This is a genomic window from Streptomyces sp. CB01249 (genome assembly GCF_001905735.1).
Classification (GTDB): Bacteria; Actinomycetota; Actinomycetes; order Streptomycetales; family Streptomycetaceae; genus Streptomyces.
Genome location: NZ_LISW01000007.1, coordinates 264,382 through 281,231, shown reverse-complemented (window position 1 = coordinate 281,231; position 16,850 = coordinate 264,382). Strand labels below are relative to the sequence as shown.

At 71.9% G+C, this 16,850-nt stretch carries 15 protein-coding genes; 10 read left to right on the top strand and 5 right to left on the bottom strand.

Features of this window, described 5'->3' with window-relative positions; translation table 11 throughout:
• Window positions 1-269 precede the first annotated feature (269 nt).
• A complete protein-coding gene (locus AMK18_RS28120) occupies window positions 270-917 on the top strand; it encodes a TetR/AcrR family transcriptional regulator (protein WP_018104255.1) in 648 nt (215 codons plus the stop codon).
• A gap of 148 nt (window positions 918-1,065) precedes the next feature.
• Window positions 1,066-2,610, top strand: a complete 1,545-nt coding sequence (locus AMK18_RS28115) for an MFS transporter (RefSeq protein ID WP_241836656.1) — start codon at window positions 1,066-1,068, stop codon at window positions 2,608-2,610.
• Window positions 2,611-2,706: 96 nt separating this feature from the next.
• Here the strand turns inward: AMK18_RS28115 and AMK18_RS28110 are convergent, their stop codons facing one another.
• Window positions 2,707-3,219: a MarR family winged helix-turn-helix transcriptional regulator gene (locus AMK18_RS28110; protein ID WP_018104253.1), complete on the bottom strand. Its 513-nt coding sequence runs from the start codon at window positions 3,217-3,219 to the stop codon at window positions 2,707-2,709.
• Between the two features lie 135 nt (window positions 3,220-3,354).
• Here AMK18_RS28110 and AMK18_RS28105 point away from each other — a divergent pair, with 135 nt between their 5' ends.
• Window positions 3,355-4,137: a dioxygenase family protein gene (locus AMK18_RS28105; RefSeq protein ID WP_018104252.1), complete on the top strand. Its 783-nt coding sequence runs from the start codon at window positions 3,355-3,357 to the stop codon at window positions 4,135-4,137.
• A 21-nt stretch (window positions 4,138-4,158) separates the two neighbouring features.
• Here AMK18_RS28105 and AMK18_RS28100 read toward each other — a convergent pair whose 3' ends face one another.
• On the bottom strand, window positions 4,159-5,205 hold the full coding sequence (locus tag AMK18_RS28100) for a questin oxidase family protein (protein WP_073864966.1): 1,047 nt from the start codon (window positions 5,203-5,205) through the stop codon (window positions 4,159-4,161).
• 376 nt (window positions 5,206-5,581) lie between these two features.
• Here AMK18_RS28100 and AMK18_RS28095 point away from each other — a divergent pair, with 376 nt between their 5' ends.
• Complete coding sequence (locus AMK18_RS28095; protein WP_026171668.1) at window positions 5,582-6,580, top strand: sigma-70 family RNA polymerase sigma factor; 999 nt, start codon at window positions 5,582-5,584, stop codon at window positions 6,578-6,580.
• A gap of 110 nt (window positions 6,581-6,690) precedes the next feature.
• Here AMK18_RS28095 and AMK18_RS28090 read toward each other — a convergent pair whose 3' ends face one another.
• Window positions 6,691-7,659 (bottom strand): helix-turn-helix transcriptional regulator, encoded by a 969-nt coding sequence (locus AMK18_RS28090; protein WP_073865050.1) that lies wholly within the window; start codon window positions 7,657-7,659, stop codon window positions 6,691-6,693.
• 62 nt (window positions 7,660-7,721) lie between these two features.
• Here AMK18_RS28090 and AMK18_RS28085 point away from each other — a divergent pair, with 62 nt between their 5' ends.
• Window positions 7,722-9,242 (top strand): MFS transporter, encoded by a 1,521-nt coding sequence (locus AMK18_RS28085; RefSeq protein ID WP_073864965.1) that lies wholly within the window; start codon window positions 7,722-7,724, stop codon window positions 9,240-9,242.
• A gap of 114 nt (window positions 9,243-9,356) precedes the next feature.
• Here the strand turns inward: AMK18_RS28085 and AMK18_RS28080 are convergent, their stop codons facing one another.
• Together AMK18_RS28080 and AMK18_RS28075 are read right to left on the bottom strand one after the other, a co-directional pair.
• The gene (locus tag AMK18_RS28080) at window positions 9,357-10,112 is read right to left on the bottom strand and encodes a DUF6227 family protein (protein ID WP_073864964.1); all 756 of its coding nucleotides are present in this window, start codon (window positions 10,110-10,112) and stop codon (window positions 9,357-9,359) included.
• Between the two features lie 134 nt (window positions 10,113-10,246).
• Window positions 10,247-11,296, bottom strand: coding sequence for a P1 family peptidase (locus AMK18_RS28075; protein ID WP_073864963.1), 1,050 nt, complete (start codon window positions 11,294-11,296; stop codon window positions 10,247-10,249).
• 203 nt (window positions 11,297-11,499) lie between these two features.
• Between AMK18_RS28075 and AMK18_RS28065 the strand changes: the two genes are divergently transcribed.
• Genes AMK18_RS28065 through AMK18_RS28045 form a run of 5 tightly spaced genes read left to right on the top strand, consistent with a single transcriptional unit; the run spans window position 11,500 to window position 16,816 of the window.
• Window positions 11,500-12,651 carry a hypothetical protein gene (locus AMK18_RS28065; protein WP_018104245.1) on the top strand — a complete coding sequence of 384 codons (1,152 nt, stop codon included), beginning with the start codon at window positions 11,500-11,502 and terminating at the stop codon, window positions 12,649-12,651.
• On the top strand, window positions 12,648-14,972 hold the full coding sequence (locus tag AMK18_RS28060; RefSeq protein ID WP_073864961.1) for a molybdopterin oxidoreductase family protein: 2,325 nt from the start codon (window positions 12,648-12,650) through the stop codon (window positions 14,970-14,972). Before AMK18_RS28065 ends, AMK18_RS28060 begins: the two co-directional genes overlap by 4 nt.
• Before the next feature lie 7 nt (window positions 14,973-14,979).
• Window positions 14,980-15,582, top strand: a complete 603-nt coding sequence (locus AMK18_RS28055) for a 4Fe-4S dicluster domain-containing protein (protein WP_018104243.1) — start codon at window positions 14,980-14,982, stop codon at window positions 15,580-15,582.
• Entirely contained in the window at window positions 15,579-16,388 is an 810-nt protein-coding gene (locus tag AMK18_RS28050; RefSeq protein ID WP_073864960.1) for a QcrA and Rieske domain-containing protein, read from the top strand. The genes AMK18_RS28055 and AMK18_RS28050 overlap by 4 nt, the downstream gene beginning before the upstream one ends.
• Window positions 16,385-16,816, top strand: a complete 432-nt coding sequence (locus AMK18_RS28045) for a hypothetical protein (RefSeq protein WP_073864959.1) — start codon at window positions 16,385-16,387, stop codon at window positions 16,814-16,816. Before AMK18_RS28050 ends, AMK18_RS28045 begins: the two co-directional genes overlap by 4 nt.
• Window positions 16,817-16,850 lie beyond the last annotated feature (34 nt).

Sequence of the window (16,850 nt, the reverse complement as noted above, 5' to 3'; positions counted from 1 at the left end):
CTGCGCTCTGCCGTCAGCCTCTGCCGGGTGATCGCGGGCCGCTCGCTGGGTGCGCCGTTCGGCTGGTTTTCCGGCGACGGCGGTGTGTGTGACGCGGGTCACAAAGTCCGGGGAAATAACCGGGGAGGCTTTCCCCGTTTGCACTCGTGTCCCCCGCGAAACGGGGAAGCGGTCCCCGGTTCTTTTCCCGGCCGGATCCGCGCAGGGAAGACAACCCAAGACAGCCCGAAGACGAACCGGAAGACAACCGGAAGACAAGGAGCACCGCCGTGGCCACCACCGCACCCGCGCAGCCCCGTACGCCGAGGCCCAGGGCCGACGCGCTGCGCAACCGGGAGCGGATCGTGACGGCCGCGCGCGAGATGTTCGTGGAGTTCGGCCCCGACGTGCCCCTGGACGAGGTCGCCCGCCGCGCCGGCGTCGGCAACGCGACGCTCTACCGGAACTTCCCCGACCGGGCCGCCCTCGTCCATGAGGTCGTGCTCGCGGTCACCTCCCGTACCACCGACCGCGCCGAGGAGGCCGCCGCCGAAGAAGCGGACCCCTTCGACGCGCTCACCCGCTTCGTCCACGCGGCCGCCGACGAACGCATCGGGGCCCTGTGCCCCATGCTCTCCGGCGGCTTCGACAAGGACCACCCCGAACTGCTCGCCGAGCGCCGGCGCCTCGAAGAGGCCGTCGAAGGGCTCGTCGCGCGCGCCATGTCCGCGGGGCGCCTGCGCACCGACATCGCCGTCGGTGACGTACTGGTCGCCCTCTCCCAGCTCACCCGGCCGCTGCCGGGCATCGCCTGCCCGAACATCGACCGGTTCACCCACCGCCACATCCAGCTGTTCCTGGACGGACTCGAGGCCCCGGCCCGGTCCGTACTCCCCGGAACGGCGGCGACCTTGGAGGACCTGCGGCGCCGCACGTGACGTGATCCGCGCCCGCCTTTCCTCTCTTACCTGAAGCCCGACGACCCTCACCTCTGACCACAGACCTGCCCTCAGCCGTGCCCGCGAACAGCGGACCGCACGGTTCGCGATCTCTCGCGCCCTCGCGCGCCCCTAGGTGGCCACTCCCATGCCGAATTCCCTGTCGAAAACACCCGATCTCCGACTTCCCGACCCCAGCCGCTGGAAGGCACTGGCCTTCATCGCGCTCGCGCAGCTGATGGTGGTGCTCGACGCCACGATCGTGAACATCGCGCTGCCGCACGCGCAGACCGCGCTCGGCATCACCGACGCCAACAAGCAGTGGGTCATCACCGCCTACGCCCTCGCCTTCGGCGGGCTGCTGCTCTTCGGCGGGCGCATCGCCGACCTCTGGGGCCGCAAGCGCACCTTCGTGGTGGGCCTGGTCGGCTTCGCGCTGGCCTCCGCGCTCGGTGGCGCGGCGCAGAACCAGGGCATGCTGTTCGGATCCCGCGCCCTCCAGGGCGTCTTCGGCGCGCTGCTCGCGCCGGCCGCGCTCTCGCTGCTCGCGGTGATGTTCACCGACGCCAAGGAGCGCGCGAAGGCGTTCGGCATCTACGGGGCGATCGCCGGTGGCGGTGGCGCCGTCGGCCTGATCCTCGGCGGTCTCCTGACCCAGACGCTGAACTGGCGCTGGACCTTCTTCGTCAACATCCCCTTCGCGATCGTTGCCGCGGCCGGTGCGTACTTCGTGATCCGCGAGCCCTCCGGCAGCCGCAACCGCTCCTCGCTCGACATCCCGGGCGTGGTCCTGTCCGCGCTGGGTCTGGTCTCGCTGGTGTACGGGTTCACCCGCGCCGAGTCCGCGGGCTGGTCGGACGCGCTGACCGTCGGTTCGTTCGTCGCCGCCGGCGTCCTGCTGCTGGCCTTCGTCCTCACCGAGGCCAAGGTCAAGTCGCCGCTGCTCCCGCTGCGCGTCGTGATGGACCGCAACCGCGGTGGCGTCTACCTCTCGCTGGGTCTGGCGATCATCGCGATGTTCGGCCTGTTCCTCTTCCTCACGTACTACCTCCAGGTCGTGCAGGGCTACTCGCCGATCAAGACCGGCTTCGCCTTCATGCCGATGATCGCGGGCATGATCACCGGCTCGACGCAGATCGGCGCCCGGCTGATGACCCGGGTCCCGGCGCGCAGGCTGATGGGCCCCGGCTTCCTGACCGCCGCCGTCGGCATGCTGCTGCTCACCCAGCTGGACATCAATTCCTCGTACGCGGCCGTCATCCTGCCCGGCCAGCTGCTGCTGGGTCTGGGCATGGGTACGGCGTTCATGCCGGCCATGTCGCTGGCCACGCACGGTGTCGAGCCGCGTGACGCGGGTGTCGCCTCGGCGATGGTCAACACCTCGCAGCAGGTCGGCGGTGCGATCGGTACGGCCTTGCTGAACACGATCGCCGCCTCGGCCGCCACGGCGTACGCCACCTCGCACGCCGCGCTCGGCGCCAAGAACCCGGAGCTGCTGAAGCTCCAGTCGATGGTGCACGGCTTCACCGGTGCCATCTGGTGGGCCGTCGGCATCCTGGTGGTGGCCGCCGCCATCGCGCTGACCTTCGTCAACGCGGGCCGTCCGGCCCCGGCGGGCACCACCGGAGGCTCCGCTTCCGGTGACGCGGAGGGCGTCGAGGACGAGTTCCGGGTCCCGGTCGTCGCCCACTGACGGCCCACTGACCCGTCGCAGCCCGCACGGATACGTTTCTGCCCCGGTTCCCTCGTACGAGAGGGCCGGGGCAGAGGTGTGTCGGGGCGGGGTGGCTCAGCGCAGCCAGGGGAGGTCGGCGTCCGCGCCCTCCGGCTGGAGTCCGGCCGCCAGGACCTGCATGATCTCGCCGAGCGAGCGCACCTGCTCGGGCGTGAGGCGGTCGAACATCGCCTGGCGGACGGCCTTCACATGGCCGGGCGCCGAGCGGCGCAGCATCGCGTGGCCCTCGTCGGTGAGGACGGCGTTCTGGCCGCGCTTGTCGGAGGGGCAGTCCTCGCGGCGGACCCAGCCGTTCTTCTCCAGCCGGGCGACCGCGTGGGAGAGGCGGGAGCGGGTGATCTTGGCGTTCCGGGCCAGTTCGGTCATCCGCAGGCGGTGCCGGGGTGCCTGGGAGAGCTGGACGAGCAGGCCGTAGTAGATGTGCGGCATGCCGGCATCGGCCTGCAACTGGCGGTCGAGGTGATCCTCCAGAAGCGTGGTGGCGTGCAGATACGCGCGCCAGACGCATTGTTCTTCGTCGGTGAGCCAGAGCGGCGCACCGGTTGATGCCGTGGTCATGTACTCCACTGTACGACCTTTTCTTGAAAGTTGAACTAGATAGAGCTAAGGTCTCTGAAGGTAGGAGCTTGAAGATTAAAGAATCCTTCCTGTCGAAGCCCTCTACAGAAGAATTACCTTGAGTAGCCGCAGTTGGGGAGTGTCATGACCATCACCTCGGAGCGCATGCCCGCCCTCTACCTCTCCCACGGGGCCCCGCCGCTCGCCGACGACCCCGTCTGGCCCGGCGAGCTGGCCGCCTGGTCGGCGGAGCTCCCGCGCCCCACCGCCGTCCTCATGGTGTCCGCGCACTGGGAGGAGGCCCCGCTCGCGCTCGGCGCCACCGAGACGCTTCCGCTGGTGTACGACTTCTGGGGCTTCCCGGAGCACTACTACCAGGTCAGGTACGCCGCCCCGGGCGCCCCGCAGCTCGCCGAGAGCGTCCGCAAACTGCTGCGCGGCGCCGGTACGCCGGTCCAGGACATCCCGGACCGCGGCCTCGACCACGGCGCGTACGTCCCGCTGGTCGAGATGTTCCCGGACGCCGATGTCCCCGTGCTCCAGATCTCCCTGCCGACGCTCGACCCGCAGAAGCTGATGGACATCGGGCGCAAGCTGGCGCCGCTGCGCGACGAGGGCGTCCTGATCATCGGCAGCGGCTTCTTCACGCACAACCTCGCCGCCCTGCGCCACACCGGCGGCGGCGTCCCCGGCTGGTCGGCGGAGTTCGACGACTGGGGAAACCGGGCGCTCCAGGCGCAGGACATCGACGCGCTCCTGGACTTCGAGCACAAGTCCCCGGCGGGCCGCCTGGCACACCCGCGCACCGAGCACTTCGCCCCGCTCTTCGTCACCCTCGGCGCCGCCGAGCAGGAGCTCGGCCAGGGGCGCAGCGTGATCGACGGCTTCTGGATGGGGCTGGCGAAGCGCTCGGTGCAGTACGGATAAGAATTCTCAGGGGATCGACTCTCAGAGAACCGGCGGGTTCAGCTCCACCGAGCGCAGCGCCGCCGCCAGGGCCGGTGCGTCGCCCACGTCCAGCGCGGTGTCCGTGAACTTGATGGTGTGGTCGTCCCCGTGCGCCGCCGCCTGCTCGAACACCTCGTCGGCGGTGAGCGACGCCCCGTACCCGGCCGGGAGGACGGCGGCCTCGGCGGGGGAGTACGCGGCGGTCACCGCCGCGCTCGCCGCCCAGGCGGCCCCCACGCTTGGCACCCACAGCTCGCGCGGCAGCGCCGGAAGCGTCCGCAGGACGGCGTTGGGCGCGGTCGCCGCGTGCACCAGCATCACCGGGTTGCCGTGCCCGTACTCCGTGTAGCGGTGGACCGCGGCCCCCACCAGCTCTTTAAGACCCGCGCGCGCCTCGTCCGGGCCGGTCGCGGCCGCGCCCTGCCACTGCGGGAACGCCGTGATCTGGGCCAGCCGGGCCCGGATGCCGCCGCTCTGGTCGGGCACCCGGGGTACGGCGGCCAGCGCGTCGCCCGCGGTCCGGACCGGGGCGAGCGGGGCCAGCGGGGGCAGCGGCTGGTGGCGGGCCGCCCAGTAGCCGAGCGCGTGGGCCAGCTCCGTGACGCGGGGGCCGGTCTCCTCGGTGGTCAGCAGGGTGCGCACGCTGTGGCCGAGCCGGATCACCGGGTGCGTGGAGCCGCCCGCGATGCCCGGGAGCAGCCGGGGCCACCACTCGGCGAGCACGTCGCGCCAGGGGCGGTCCGCGGTCTCCCGCTCGAAGTACGCCGCCCAGTCGGCGATGCGGCGGGGGTCGCCCAGGGCCTCCTGCCAGTTCGCCGGGGTGACCTCGGCGAAACGGTCCGGCATGTCCTCCAGCTTCGCCCGGTAGTAGTCGAGCCAGCGGTGCACGGTGGCCGCCTGGCCGTTGCGGACCAGGGCCTCCACGGCCATGGGCGCGTGATTGGTCAGCCAGCCCTCGCGCTCGGGGCCGGAGGAGTGCAGACGCTCCAGGGCCTCGTCGAGGGTGCCGGTGGTGTCGGGGGCGGTGCGGTGCGTCGTCTCGTTCATGACAGCGACGCTATGCACCCGGTGCGCGCCCGGTAACGGACTGCGGTCCCAAGGTCCCGGGCGTGGGGCCTAGGACTCCGGACCGGGGCCCGCGGGCCGGGGACCAGGACGGAGGTCCGGGCAACCGGTGACCCGTAGCCGGCGTCTTCCGGGGTACGGGGGTGACGAGGGACCCCGGAACGCTCCGGGTGCCCGGCCTGACCTGCACGGACGTGCCCGGCAGTGGCATGCGCCCGCACCGGTGGCGGGACAGGGTACTGCATGATCTCGAAATTTAATGCCAGGCATGGGAATTCTGTCCGGATTCCAGTCGTTGTTTCCATCGGATGCAGGGCACCCGAGAGGGTGTCGCGACCTACTCAGCAAGGGAGCACGCATGGCAACCCGTGCCGTCGCCCGTCGTTCGTCCGCCACCGGCGGGACCAACCGGGCGAGCAGTGTTCGCGCCGTGGGCGGAGAGATCGCCGATCGCGACCTGGTCGGCATGTACCTGGACGAGATAGCGCGTACACCGCTGCTCGACGCCGCCAAGGAGGTCGACCTCTCGCAGGCGGTCGAGGCCGGTGTCTACGCGCACCAGATCCTCGACGGCCAGGTGGAGAGCGACGCGGGCGGCGCCTCGCGCGAGGAGCTGGAGGCGCTGGTCGCCGAGGGCGAGCGCGCCAAGGACGTGTTCATCCGCTCCAACCTCCGTCTCGTCGTCGCCGTCGCCCGCCGCTACCCGCGGGCCGGGCTCCCCCTGCTCGACCTGATCCAGGAGGGCAACGCGGGCCTGGTGCGCGCGGTCGAGAAGTTCGACTACGCCAAGGGCTTCAAGTTCTCCACGTACGCCACCTGGTGGATCCGCCAGGCCATCACCCGTTCCATAGCGGACCAGTCGCGCACGATCCGGCTCCCCGTCCACCTGGTGGAGGAGCTGGGCCGCATCCGCCGGGTGCAGCGCGAGTTCAACCGGGAGAACGGCCGCGACCCGGAGCACGCCGAGATCGCCGCCGAGCTGGGCTCCACGCCGGGCCGCGTCGGCGACGTCCTGGACTGGGCCCGCGACCCGGTCAGCCTCAACATGTCCGTGGACGACGAGGGCGACACGCAGTTCGGTGACCTCCTGGAGGACACCTCCGCCATCTCGCCCGAGCAGTCCGTGCTCACGCTGCTGCGCAGCGAGGAGCTGGAGGAGCTGATCGGCAAGCTCGACAACCGCACCGCGTCGATCATCCGCATGCGGTACGGAATCGAGGACGGCCGCGAGCGCACGCTCACCGAGGTCGGCAAGCAGCACGGCCTCACCCGCGAGCGCATCCGCCAGATCGAGAAGCACGCGCTCCTCGAATTGAAGCGAATGGCTCACGACACGGGCTTTGACGCTGCGGCCTGAGCCCGAGTCCAGTAACCTCCGAATTGGGCCGCTTCACCAGGCCCCCTGAGCTGAGTCCCGGCGCCCACCCCCCCCTGGCGCCGGGGCTCATTCTTTTGCGCGCGGCCTCTCTACGCCCCGCCGGACCCCGCGCGGCTGAGCCGGCCGCCCAGCTCCGCCACGTACGCCACCAGCTCCGGCGGCCGGTGCACGGTGAACTCGCAGTCCACCATCGCCAGCCGCACCGCCAGCCACTCCAGCTTGTCCCGCAGCACGGTCCGCAGCCGGGAGCCGCCCTCGCCCTCCGGCTCCAGCGGCCCCATCCGGCCGTGCAGCCGCGACGCGACGAACTCCGGCGGCGCCGCGAAGCTCACCTCCACCTCGATCTCCGGCTGCCGGCGCGCCATCGAGCTGGACAGGAACTCCGCCGCGTCCCCCTCCGGCAGCTCCCTCGGCGTGAACCGGGCCCCGGTCGCGAACGCCTCGCTGACCCGGTCGACGCGGAAGGTGCGCCACGCCTCGCGCTCCAGGTCGTACGCCACCAGGTACCAGCGCCACCCGGTGCTCACCAGCCGGTACGGCTCGACCTGGCGCCGTGTCTCCGCGCCGTCGCCCGCCCGGTACGCGAAGCGCAGCCGCTCCCGGCCGGTGACCGCCGACGCCATCACGGTCAGGGTCTGCGGGTCGATGGTCGAACCGTCGCCCCGGGCGAGGGGGACCGTCGCGTTCTGGAGGGTGGAGACCCGGTGGCGCAGCCGGGACGGCAGCACCTGCTCCAGCTTCGCCAGCGCCCGTACGGACGCCTCGTCCACGCCCTCGATGGCGTGGCCGGCTCCGGCCCGCAGGCCCACCGCGATGGCGACCGCCTCCTCGTCGTCCAGGAGCAGCGGCGGCATGGCGGTGCCCGCCACGAGCCGGTAGCCGCCGACCGAACCGCGCGAAGCCTCGACCGGGTAGCCGAGGTCGCGCAGGCGGTCGATGTCGCGGCGGATCGTGCGCGGGCTGACGTCGAGCCGCTCGGCGAGCTCGCTGCCCGGCCACTCGCGCGGCGTCTGGAGCAGTGACAGCAGATTCAGCAGTCGTGCCGGGGTATCGGTCATGTCACCCAGGATGCGCGCCCATTGGGTCACGACCTGGCCTATTGGCTGTTTAAGTTCTTTCCATGACTTCCTCCGCACCACTGCCGTCTCCCGCGGCATCCTCGGACCGACGCCGATGGTTCGCCCTGGCCATCGTGATGACCGCGGCCTTCATGGACCTGGTCGACGTCACGATCGTCAACATCGCCATCCCCAGCATCGAGCGGGACACCGGCGCCTCGTTCAGCTCCATCCAGTGGATCGTCGCCGGATACGCCCTGGCCTTCGCGGCCGGGCTCATCACCGGCGGCCGGCTCGGTGACATCTACGGCCGCAAGCGGCTCTTCCTCGTCGGCATCGGGGGCTTCACCCTCGCCTCCGCGCTCTGCGGATTCGCCGCCAACCCGGAGATGCTGGTCGCCTCCCGCTTCCTCCAGGGCGCCACGGCGGCCCTGATGGTGCCGCAGGTGCTGTCGATCGTGCACGCCACCTTCCCCGCCCACGAGCGCGGCAAGGTCTTCGGCCTCTTCGGCGCGATCGTCGGCCTCGGCGCGGTCTCCGGACCCCTGCTGGGCGCGCTGCTGACCGAGTGGAACATCGCCGGTCTCGAATGGCGCCCGATCTTCCTGATCAACCTGCCCGTCGGCATCCTCGGCCTGATCCTGGGCAGCAAGTTCATCACCGAGTCCAAGTCGCCCAAGGCGCTCCGCCTCGACCTGGTCGGCGTCGTGCTCGTCACGCTCGGCATGCTGATGCTGATCTACCCGCTGACCCGGGGCCGCGAGCTGGGCTGGCCGCTGTGGGGCCATCTGTCGATGGCCGGCAGCCTCTTCGTTTTCCTCGTCCTCGTGCTGTTCGAGCGCGCCAAGGCCGGGCGGGACGGGTCGCCGCTGATCGAGCTGTCGCTGTTCCGGGTGCGGAGCTTCGCCGCCGGGATCGCCGTGCAGCTGACCTTCGGCATCGGGCTCGGCATCTTCTTCCTGGTCTGGACGCTGTACATGCAGATGGGCCTCGGCTGGAGCGCGCTGCGGGCCGGTCTGACCGGTGTCCCGTTCTCCGTCTCCGTGTCGGTGGCCGCCGGTCTCTCCGTACAGAAGCTGGTGCCCCGCTTCGGCCGCAAGGTCCTCCAGACGGGCGCCCTGCTCATGGCGGCCGGGCTGCTGCTCTACATCGGGGAGTCGAACCACTACGGCATGGGCATCACGTCCTGGCAGATGGCGCTGCCCCTGGTCGTCATGGGCGTCGGCATGGGCCTGATCGTGGCGCCGCTGGCCGACGCGGTGCTGTCCGAGGTGCCCAAGGAGCACGCCGGGTCCGCGTCGGGCCTGTTCAACACCGTGCAGCAGATGGGCAACGCGCTGGGCCTCGGCCTGGTCTCGGTCGTCTTCTACGGGGCGATCGGTGACCGGCTCACCCCGCAGCAGGTGGGCCCGGCCTTCGCAGACGCCTTCGAGCAGTCGCTGTGGTGGGTGGCCGGTGTGCTGCTGCTGATCTTCGTGGTGATGTTCGCCCTGCCGGCCAGGCCGAAGCAGCACGTCGAGGGCGCGGCGGACGACGAGCCGGCCGCGACGGAGACCGCCCAGGAGCCGGTGCTCACGCACTGAGCCGACGGCGTACGAAGCGGAGTCACCGGGTGCCCGCGTCCCTCCGGGGGCGGGGGCACCGCGGCTTTCCGCGCGGCGGACGGCCCGTCAGCGCGCCCGGGCCCGGGCCTCCGTTCAGCAGATGCGCGTACGGGCTTCCATCGCGCCGCGCGCCGTCGCCTCGTCGCCGTACACCTCGCACATGTGGCGGCCGTCCGGGGTGGCCGTGTGCTCGACCTCCCACAGGCTCGTCTCGCTGCCGTCGAGGAGCAGGAACGCGTGCTCGTACAGCGTGAAACCGGCGTCCCGGCCCTCCACGCGGCACTGGCGGCCGAAGACCTGCGTGATGTGGTGCGCGAAGGCGGCCCGCAGCAGATGGGCGGTCTCCTCGCCGGGCCCGTCGCCGTTCTCCGCGCGGCGCAGCACCCGGCGGGCGTGGTCCGCGGAGTTGTCCGGCGCGTACATCCGGGGGAGCGGGGCCGGGGGCGCGGCCAGCAGCGCCGACATGAGCTCCAGGTCGGCCCGGGCCGTCTCGTCGTCGCAGAAGTCGGGGAGGTCCCACAGGCTGCCGGTCAGCCGGGCGGCGGCGATGTGCGCGTCGGCCTCGTCGTCGTACAGCTCGTGCTGCCGGGTGTCGGGATGGCCGTCCCCGCGCGGACCGCTGTGCACCAGCTCCCACAGGGTCAGCGCGGAGCCGTCGCTCAGCAGATACGTATGGCGGTAGGTCTCGCGGTGCAGGGCGGCGCTGTGGTGCGAGGAGTACAGCGAGCTGCTGTGCGCCAGCGCGGAGCCCAGCCGCTCCACCGTGCCGTCGGGGAGGTCGAACGAATTGAGAGCCCGACGCAGGATTCGCTCGAGGTGCTGCTCGGTCGTCTCGTACGGATCGCTCAAGGTGCTGTCTCCAGGCCGTCGCCGCGTGTGACTTGGTGCGTGCATAACGTAGCCCCTGGGGCTGACATCGGGACCGGGGTTCAGAAAAACGCACGGGGCGCACGGAAGGTTCCGCGCACCCGGCCCGGACTTCCTCACGCGGGCGGGACCGGCCCGTAGAGATCGCCGTACGAGGGGAAGGTGCCCCCGCCGTCCCGGCCCCGGACGCCCTTCGCCGCCCGGACCGCCTTCACGATGGCCCGGGCCACCGCCTCCGCACCCGCCGCGAGCAGCGGGTTGAGCGCGACCGGGTCCTCCGCGTCCAGGCCCCGCCGGCCGGTGGCGAGCGCGAACACGGTGTCCCCGTCGGTCATCAGGTGCACGGGCCGGATGGCGCGCGCCAGCCCGTCGTGCGCGGTGCCCGCCAGCTTCTGCGCCTGGGCACGGGTGAGCGCGGCGTCGGTGGCGACGACGGCGAGCGTGGTGTTGAGCGGGGGGCGCGCATCCGCGCCGCGCGCCTCCTCCAGGCGCCGTCGCGCCGCCTCGTGGACCTCGGCCGGCGGGGCGACGGCCGGCTCCTCGCCGCCGTACTCCCCGAACAGCACCCCGGTACGGGGATCGAGCACCGAGCCCGCCGCGTTGACCACGACGAGCGCGCCGACGGTGAGCCCGGACGGCAGCAGGACGCTCGCGGTCCCCACCCCGCCCTTGAGCTGCCCGGCCACCGCCCCCGTGCCCGCGCCGACGCACCCCTCGGCGACCGCCGCACCCTCCGCCGCCCGGGCGGCGTCCTCCACGGCCGCCCGGCCCGTCGCCGCGTCCGGCCTGGCCCGCCAGTCGCCGCCCCGGCCCAGGTCGAACACGCAGGCCGCCGGGACCACGGGGACCACCTGGGCCGGATCGGCGCCCACCCGCACCCCGCGACCCTGCTCCTCCAGCCACGCCATCACCCCGGACGCGGCGTCGAGCCCGTACGCGCTGCCGCCGGTGAGCACGACCGCGTCGATGCGCTGGACCAGGTTGCGCGGATCCAGCGCGTCCGTCTCCCGCGTCCCCGGCCCGCCGCCCCGCACATCGACGGCGGCGACGACCCCGCCCTCGGGCGCGAGCACCACGGTGGTGCCGGTGAGAGCACCCTTCCCGGCGACCTGGGCGTGGCCGACGCGCAGCCCGGCGACATCGGTGAGGGCGTCCTGACGGGGCATCGGGGGCTCCTTGGGGTGGGGGCGGAGAGGCGGGCGGCCAAGGTACCGCTGACGGTGCCTTACACCTGGGGGGCTTCCCCCCCCCCCCCCCCGCCCCCCCCCGCCCCTCCCTCCCCACCTCCACCCACCACCCCCCGCGACTCGCTCACCCCCTGGCCCCGCAAAACAGGACCAACCACCCCAGACCGCCCTACCGTGGCACCGTGACCGAGCCACCTGAAGCCGCAGGCGCAGCCGCGCAGCCCGCCCCCGGGGGCCGTACCGGGGCCGCCGACGGGCCGGACGGCGCGCCGGCTCCGGGCGGGTCAGGGCGGGCCGGAGCGCTCGTTCCCCGGTCCGTCACCGCGCGGGCCACCGCTGCGGGCGTCATCGTCTCCCTCCTGCTCGTCGTGGCCATCGTGCTCGGCAGCCGGTTCCTGGAGCACTTCGACTCCGCGCTGCTGCCGTACGCCGTGGCCACCGTCTTCCTGGCCTTCGGCGTCGCGTACCGGTACACCGTGTGGGTCTCCGCCCCCGGCGCCAAGCGGCTGTTCAAGAAGGGCTGGGGGAGCCTCTTCTCGATGGACAACTTCCGCCGCGCGCCCACCGCGCTGCCGAAGATGATCGCCACCTACCTCGGCTTCCAGAAGTTCCTCGGCGCCCGCTCGCACGCCCGCTGGGCCGCCCACCAGCTGATCTTCTGGGGCTGCATCCTCGCCTCGCTGATCACCTTCCCGCTGACCTGGGGCTGGTTCACCTTCACCTCGAACACCGGCTCCGGACCCGGCTACGAGATGCGCATCTGGGGCTTCAAGATCCTCGGGTTCGACTCCCTCGACTTCCTCGGCTGGCTGATGTTCCACGGCCTGGACATCGCCGCCGTCCTCGTCATCCCCGGCGCCTCCTACTTCCTGTGGCGGCGGATGAAGGACCGGGCGGCCATCACCGGCCAGCGCTTCGCCTACGACCTGGTGCCGCTGATCGCGCTCATCGTCATCTCGGTGACGGGGCTGCTGCTCACCTTCTCCTCGATCTTCCTGCACGGCGGCGGCTACGAGTTCCTGGCGATCCTCCACATGGTCGCGGTGGTCTTCACCCTCATCTACATCCCGTTCGGGAAGTTCTTCCACATCGTCCAGCGCCCCGCCGCCGTCGGCATGCAGCTGTTCAAGTACACCGGCCGGCAGGACGAAGAGGTCTTCGCCTGCCGCCGCTGCGAGGAACCCATCGACACCGCTCCGTACGTCGACAACCTCCGCGGCACCATGCGCGACCTCAGCCTCGGTTTCGACGAGTGGGCCGAATACTGCCCGCGCTGCAAGCGGGTGCTGCGAGGCAGCGCCTATCTCTCCCATGTGAAGAAGGGCTTCAAGTGACCGCGGACTCGCGAACGCCCGAACCGCATGCGGTCGTGCCCCTCGACCCCTCCCTCGCACCGCCGGGCACCCGCGCCTTCCGCGACGCGGGCGGCATCCCCGCCGACCGGTGGCACGCCGACCAGAACGGCGAGACCCTCGTCCCCACCCACTGCTGCTTCTGCGGCGTCCAGTGCGGCATGTATCTGCGCGTCGACCGCGGCGGCAAGGTCTTCGGCGTCGAACCCCGCAACCACGACATCAACCGCATGCGCCTGTGCCCGAAGGGCATCAACGCCTACCAGCAGATCAACCACCCCGACCGGCTCACCGCCCCCCTGATGCGGCGCTCCCGCGACGAGGACTTCCGGGAGGTCTCCTGGGACGAGGCGCTCGACTTCACGGTCGCCGAGATCCGGCGCATCCAGGAGACGTACGGGCACGACGCCTTCGGGCTGCTCGGCGGAGCGAGCCTGTTCTCCGAGAAGACCTATCTGGTCGGCAAGTTCGCCCGGGTCGCCCTCAAGACCCGGCACGTCGACTACAACGGCCGGCTCTGCATGGTCAGCGCGGCCGGCGCCAACAAGCTCGCCTTCAACATCGACCGGGCCGGCAACCCCTTCTCCGACATCCTCCTCACCGACTGCCTGCTCATCGCCGGCTCCAACGTCGGCGAGTGCTTCCCCGTCATGACCCAGTACGTGTGGGGCGCCCGGGACCGCGGCGCCAGCCTCATCGTGATCGACCCCCGCGAGACGGCCATCGCCCGCACTGCCGACATCCACGTCGCCCTGAAGCCCGGCACCGACTCGGCGTTCTTCAACTCCGTGCTGAACGTCGTCATCGAGGAGGGCCTCACCGACGAGGCGTACCTCGCCGCCCACGCCACCGGCTGGGAGGAGGTCAAGGCCAAGGTCGCCGAGTACCCGCCGTCCCGCGCCGCCGAGATCTGCGGCATCCCCGCCGAACAGATCGTCCAGGTCGCCCGCACCTTCGCCCGCGCCCCCAAGGCCATGGCCTGGCACGCCCGGGGCATCGAACACCACTCGCAGGGCGTCGAGAACTGCCTCACCGTGATCAACCTCTGCACCGCCACCGGCCACATCGGCAAGCCCGGCGCCGGCTACGGCACCATCACCGGCCAGGGCAACGGGCAGGGCGGCCGCGAGCACGGCCAGAAGTCCGACCTCCTTCCCGGCGGACGCTCCATCAACAACGCGGAGCACCGCCGGCAGATCTGCGAGATCTGGGGCATCGAGGAGTCCGAACTCCCGCCCGCAGGAACCTCGATGATGGAAATGGTCTGGCAGATGCAGCGCCGCGAGATCCGCGGCCTGATCGGCATCTGCAACAACCCCTTCGTGTCCCTGCCCAACTACAAGGTGGTCAAGGAGGGGTACGACGCCACAGAGTTCCACGCCCAATTCGACTTCTTCCTTTCCGAGACCGCCGCCAACGCGCACGTCGTCTTCCCCGTCACCACCTGGGCCGAGGACGACGGCGTCATGGCCAACGCCGAGGCCCGGGTGGTCAAGCACAACAAGGCCCAGGACCCGCCCCCGGGCGTCCGCACGGACACCTGGGTCATGTGTGAACTCGCCCGTCGGCTCGGCGCCGGTGACAAGTTCGCCTTCGACAACTCCCGCCAGGTCTTCGACGAGCTGCGGATCGCCTCCGCCGGCACCGTCAACGACTACTACGGCATCACCTACGAACGGCTGGAGGAGACCGGCGGGATCGCCTGGCCCTGCCCGTCCACCGACCACCCCGGAACCCCCCGGCTCTTCGAGGACGGCAGGACCTACCACCCCGACGGCAAGATCCACCTCCAGGTGGTCGAGTGGCACCCGCCGATGGACCCGTACGACGACGAGCACCCCATGACGCTCACCACCGGACGCACCGTCGCCCACTTCCTCTCCGGCAACCAGACCCGCAGGCTCGGCGGCCTGGTCGAGCAGACCCCCCGCCCCTGGGCCGAGGTCCACCCCTCCCACGGCTTCCGCAACGGCGAACCGGTCCGCGTAGTCACCCGGCGCGGCAGCGAGGTCTTCCCCGCCCTGGTCACCGAGGCGATCCGCCCCGACACCGTCTTCATCCCGTACCACTGGCCGGTCCCCACCGCCGCCAACGCGCTCACCATCGACGCCCTCGACCCCCGCTCCAAGATCCCCGAGTACAAGGTGTGCGCCTGCCGCATCGAGCACGCCGAGCGGATCGACGAAGTGCCCGCGCCCCCGGTCGCCCCCGGCCACGTCGCCTACCCGGAGGCCCAGGTCTCCCGCACCGACCCACTGCCGCCCACGTCCTCGCAGGGCCGCGGCACCTCGGAGAGGAGCTGATGCCCGCATGATGGGCCGAACGATCTTCATCGACCCGGGCCGCTGCATCGGCTGCCAGGCGTGCGTCTCCGCCTGCCGGGAATGCGACTCGCACCGCGGCAAGTCCATGATCCACCTCGACTACACCGACGAGGGCCAGTCCGTCGCCTCCCTTCCCACCGTCTGCATGCACTGCGAGGACCCCGTCGCCCCGTGCGCCGAGGTGTGCCCCGCCGACGCGATCCTGGTGACCGCCGACGGCGTCGTGCAGCAGGCCGACACCACCCGCTGCATCGGCTGCGCCAACTGCGTCAACGCCTGCCCCTTCGGCGTACCGAAGATCGACCTCCAGGCGAAGCTGCAGATGAAGTGCAACCTCTGCTACGACCGCACCGCCTACGGCCTCGCCCCCATGTGCGCCACCGTCTGCCCGACCGGAGCGCTCTTCTACGGCACCGCCGAGGAACTCCAGGCCGAACGCCCCGGCGTCCAGGTCGCCGACTCCTTCGTCTTCGGCGAGAGCGAGGTCCGCACCGGCGTCGCGATGGTCGTGCCCGCCGACCGGGTCCAGTGGCCGGTCCCCGGCGGCCTGCCCGTCGTGGAGATCAACGGGAAGGACGTCCGACGGTGACCGAGACCGACTACCCGCCCCCCGGCGACCCGAAGCAGCCCCCGCCCCGCGACCCCGGCGGCACGCCGCCCGGCGCCCCCGGACAGCCGGCCTCCGGCGATCCGCGCGAGGCCCTGCACGACCGGATCGCCGCCGACGCCCTCACCACCCGGCGCGACTACCTGCGCATCGTGGCCACCGTGTCCGGCGGGCTCGCCATCGGCGGTCTCGGCGTCGCCGGCGGCATCCTGCCCCGCCACGGCGACCCCGACGACGGCAAGGCCCCGGCCCCCAAGAAGATCGCCGCCCAGCTCCTCCCCGGCGAGTCCGTCGCCTTCGACTACCCCGACGAGGAGGACCGCGCGGTCGCCGTCCGGCTCAACGACGGCACGCTCGTCGGCTACTCCGCCATCTGCACCCACCTCGCCTGCGGGGTGCTCTGGCGCAAGGACCGGGGCACCGAGGGCGAGCTGTACTGCCCCTGCCACGAAGGTGTCTTCGACGCCCGCAGCGGCGAGGTCACCGCCGGACCGCCGCCCCGGGGGCTCCCCAAGGTCGTGCTCACCGAGGAGACCGACGGCAGCATCTGGGCCGTCGGCACCACCCGCTCCGGCGAGAGCATCGAGCACGGGCTGTGCCGCCAGTTCGGCGAGGAACGCCCCGACCTGGCCTCCCGCCTCGGCTGCCCCGGCGCCCGCGACGGCGCCGAAGGACCCGCGGCCCCCGGCGGAACCGCCCGCACGGTGGCTCCAGGCCCCGTCGCCCCCGGCCCGTCCCGTACGCGCACCGGAGCCGGCGCGTCCGACACCCCCGGGAGCCCGTCATGAGCGACGACCACCGGCCCCCCGGCGCCCCGCAGCCCGCCCCCGACCCGCAGACCCCCGGCCCCCCGCTCCACCCCGGACCGCACTATCCCGAGTACCACCCCGGCAGCGCGCGGGCCGAGCTCAACCGGCCCGTCCACGAGCGCTACCCGCAGATCCGGCCCACCAGCGGCTACGGCGACCCCCGCGTCCGCCACACCGGGCCCGGGCCCGGCGCCGGCACCGACCAGGAGCCCGAGCGGTCCTCCAAGCTCACCGCCCGCCTCGTGCTGTGCATGTCCGTCGTCATCGGGCAGCTGTGGGGCCTGACGGTCATCGTGGACGAGTGGATGGAGGGCAACTCCGGCACCGCGTGGTGGGGCGCAGGCTTCCTCTGCCTGTCGTTCCTCGTCGTGCTCGGGCTCTGGCTGCTCGACCCCAAGGACCGCTGACCGGCCGGCCGGGGCCCGGCGGCCGTACCCTGGA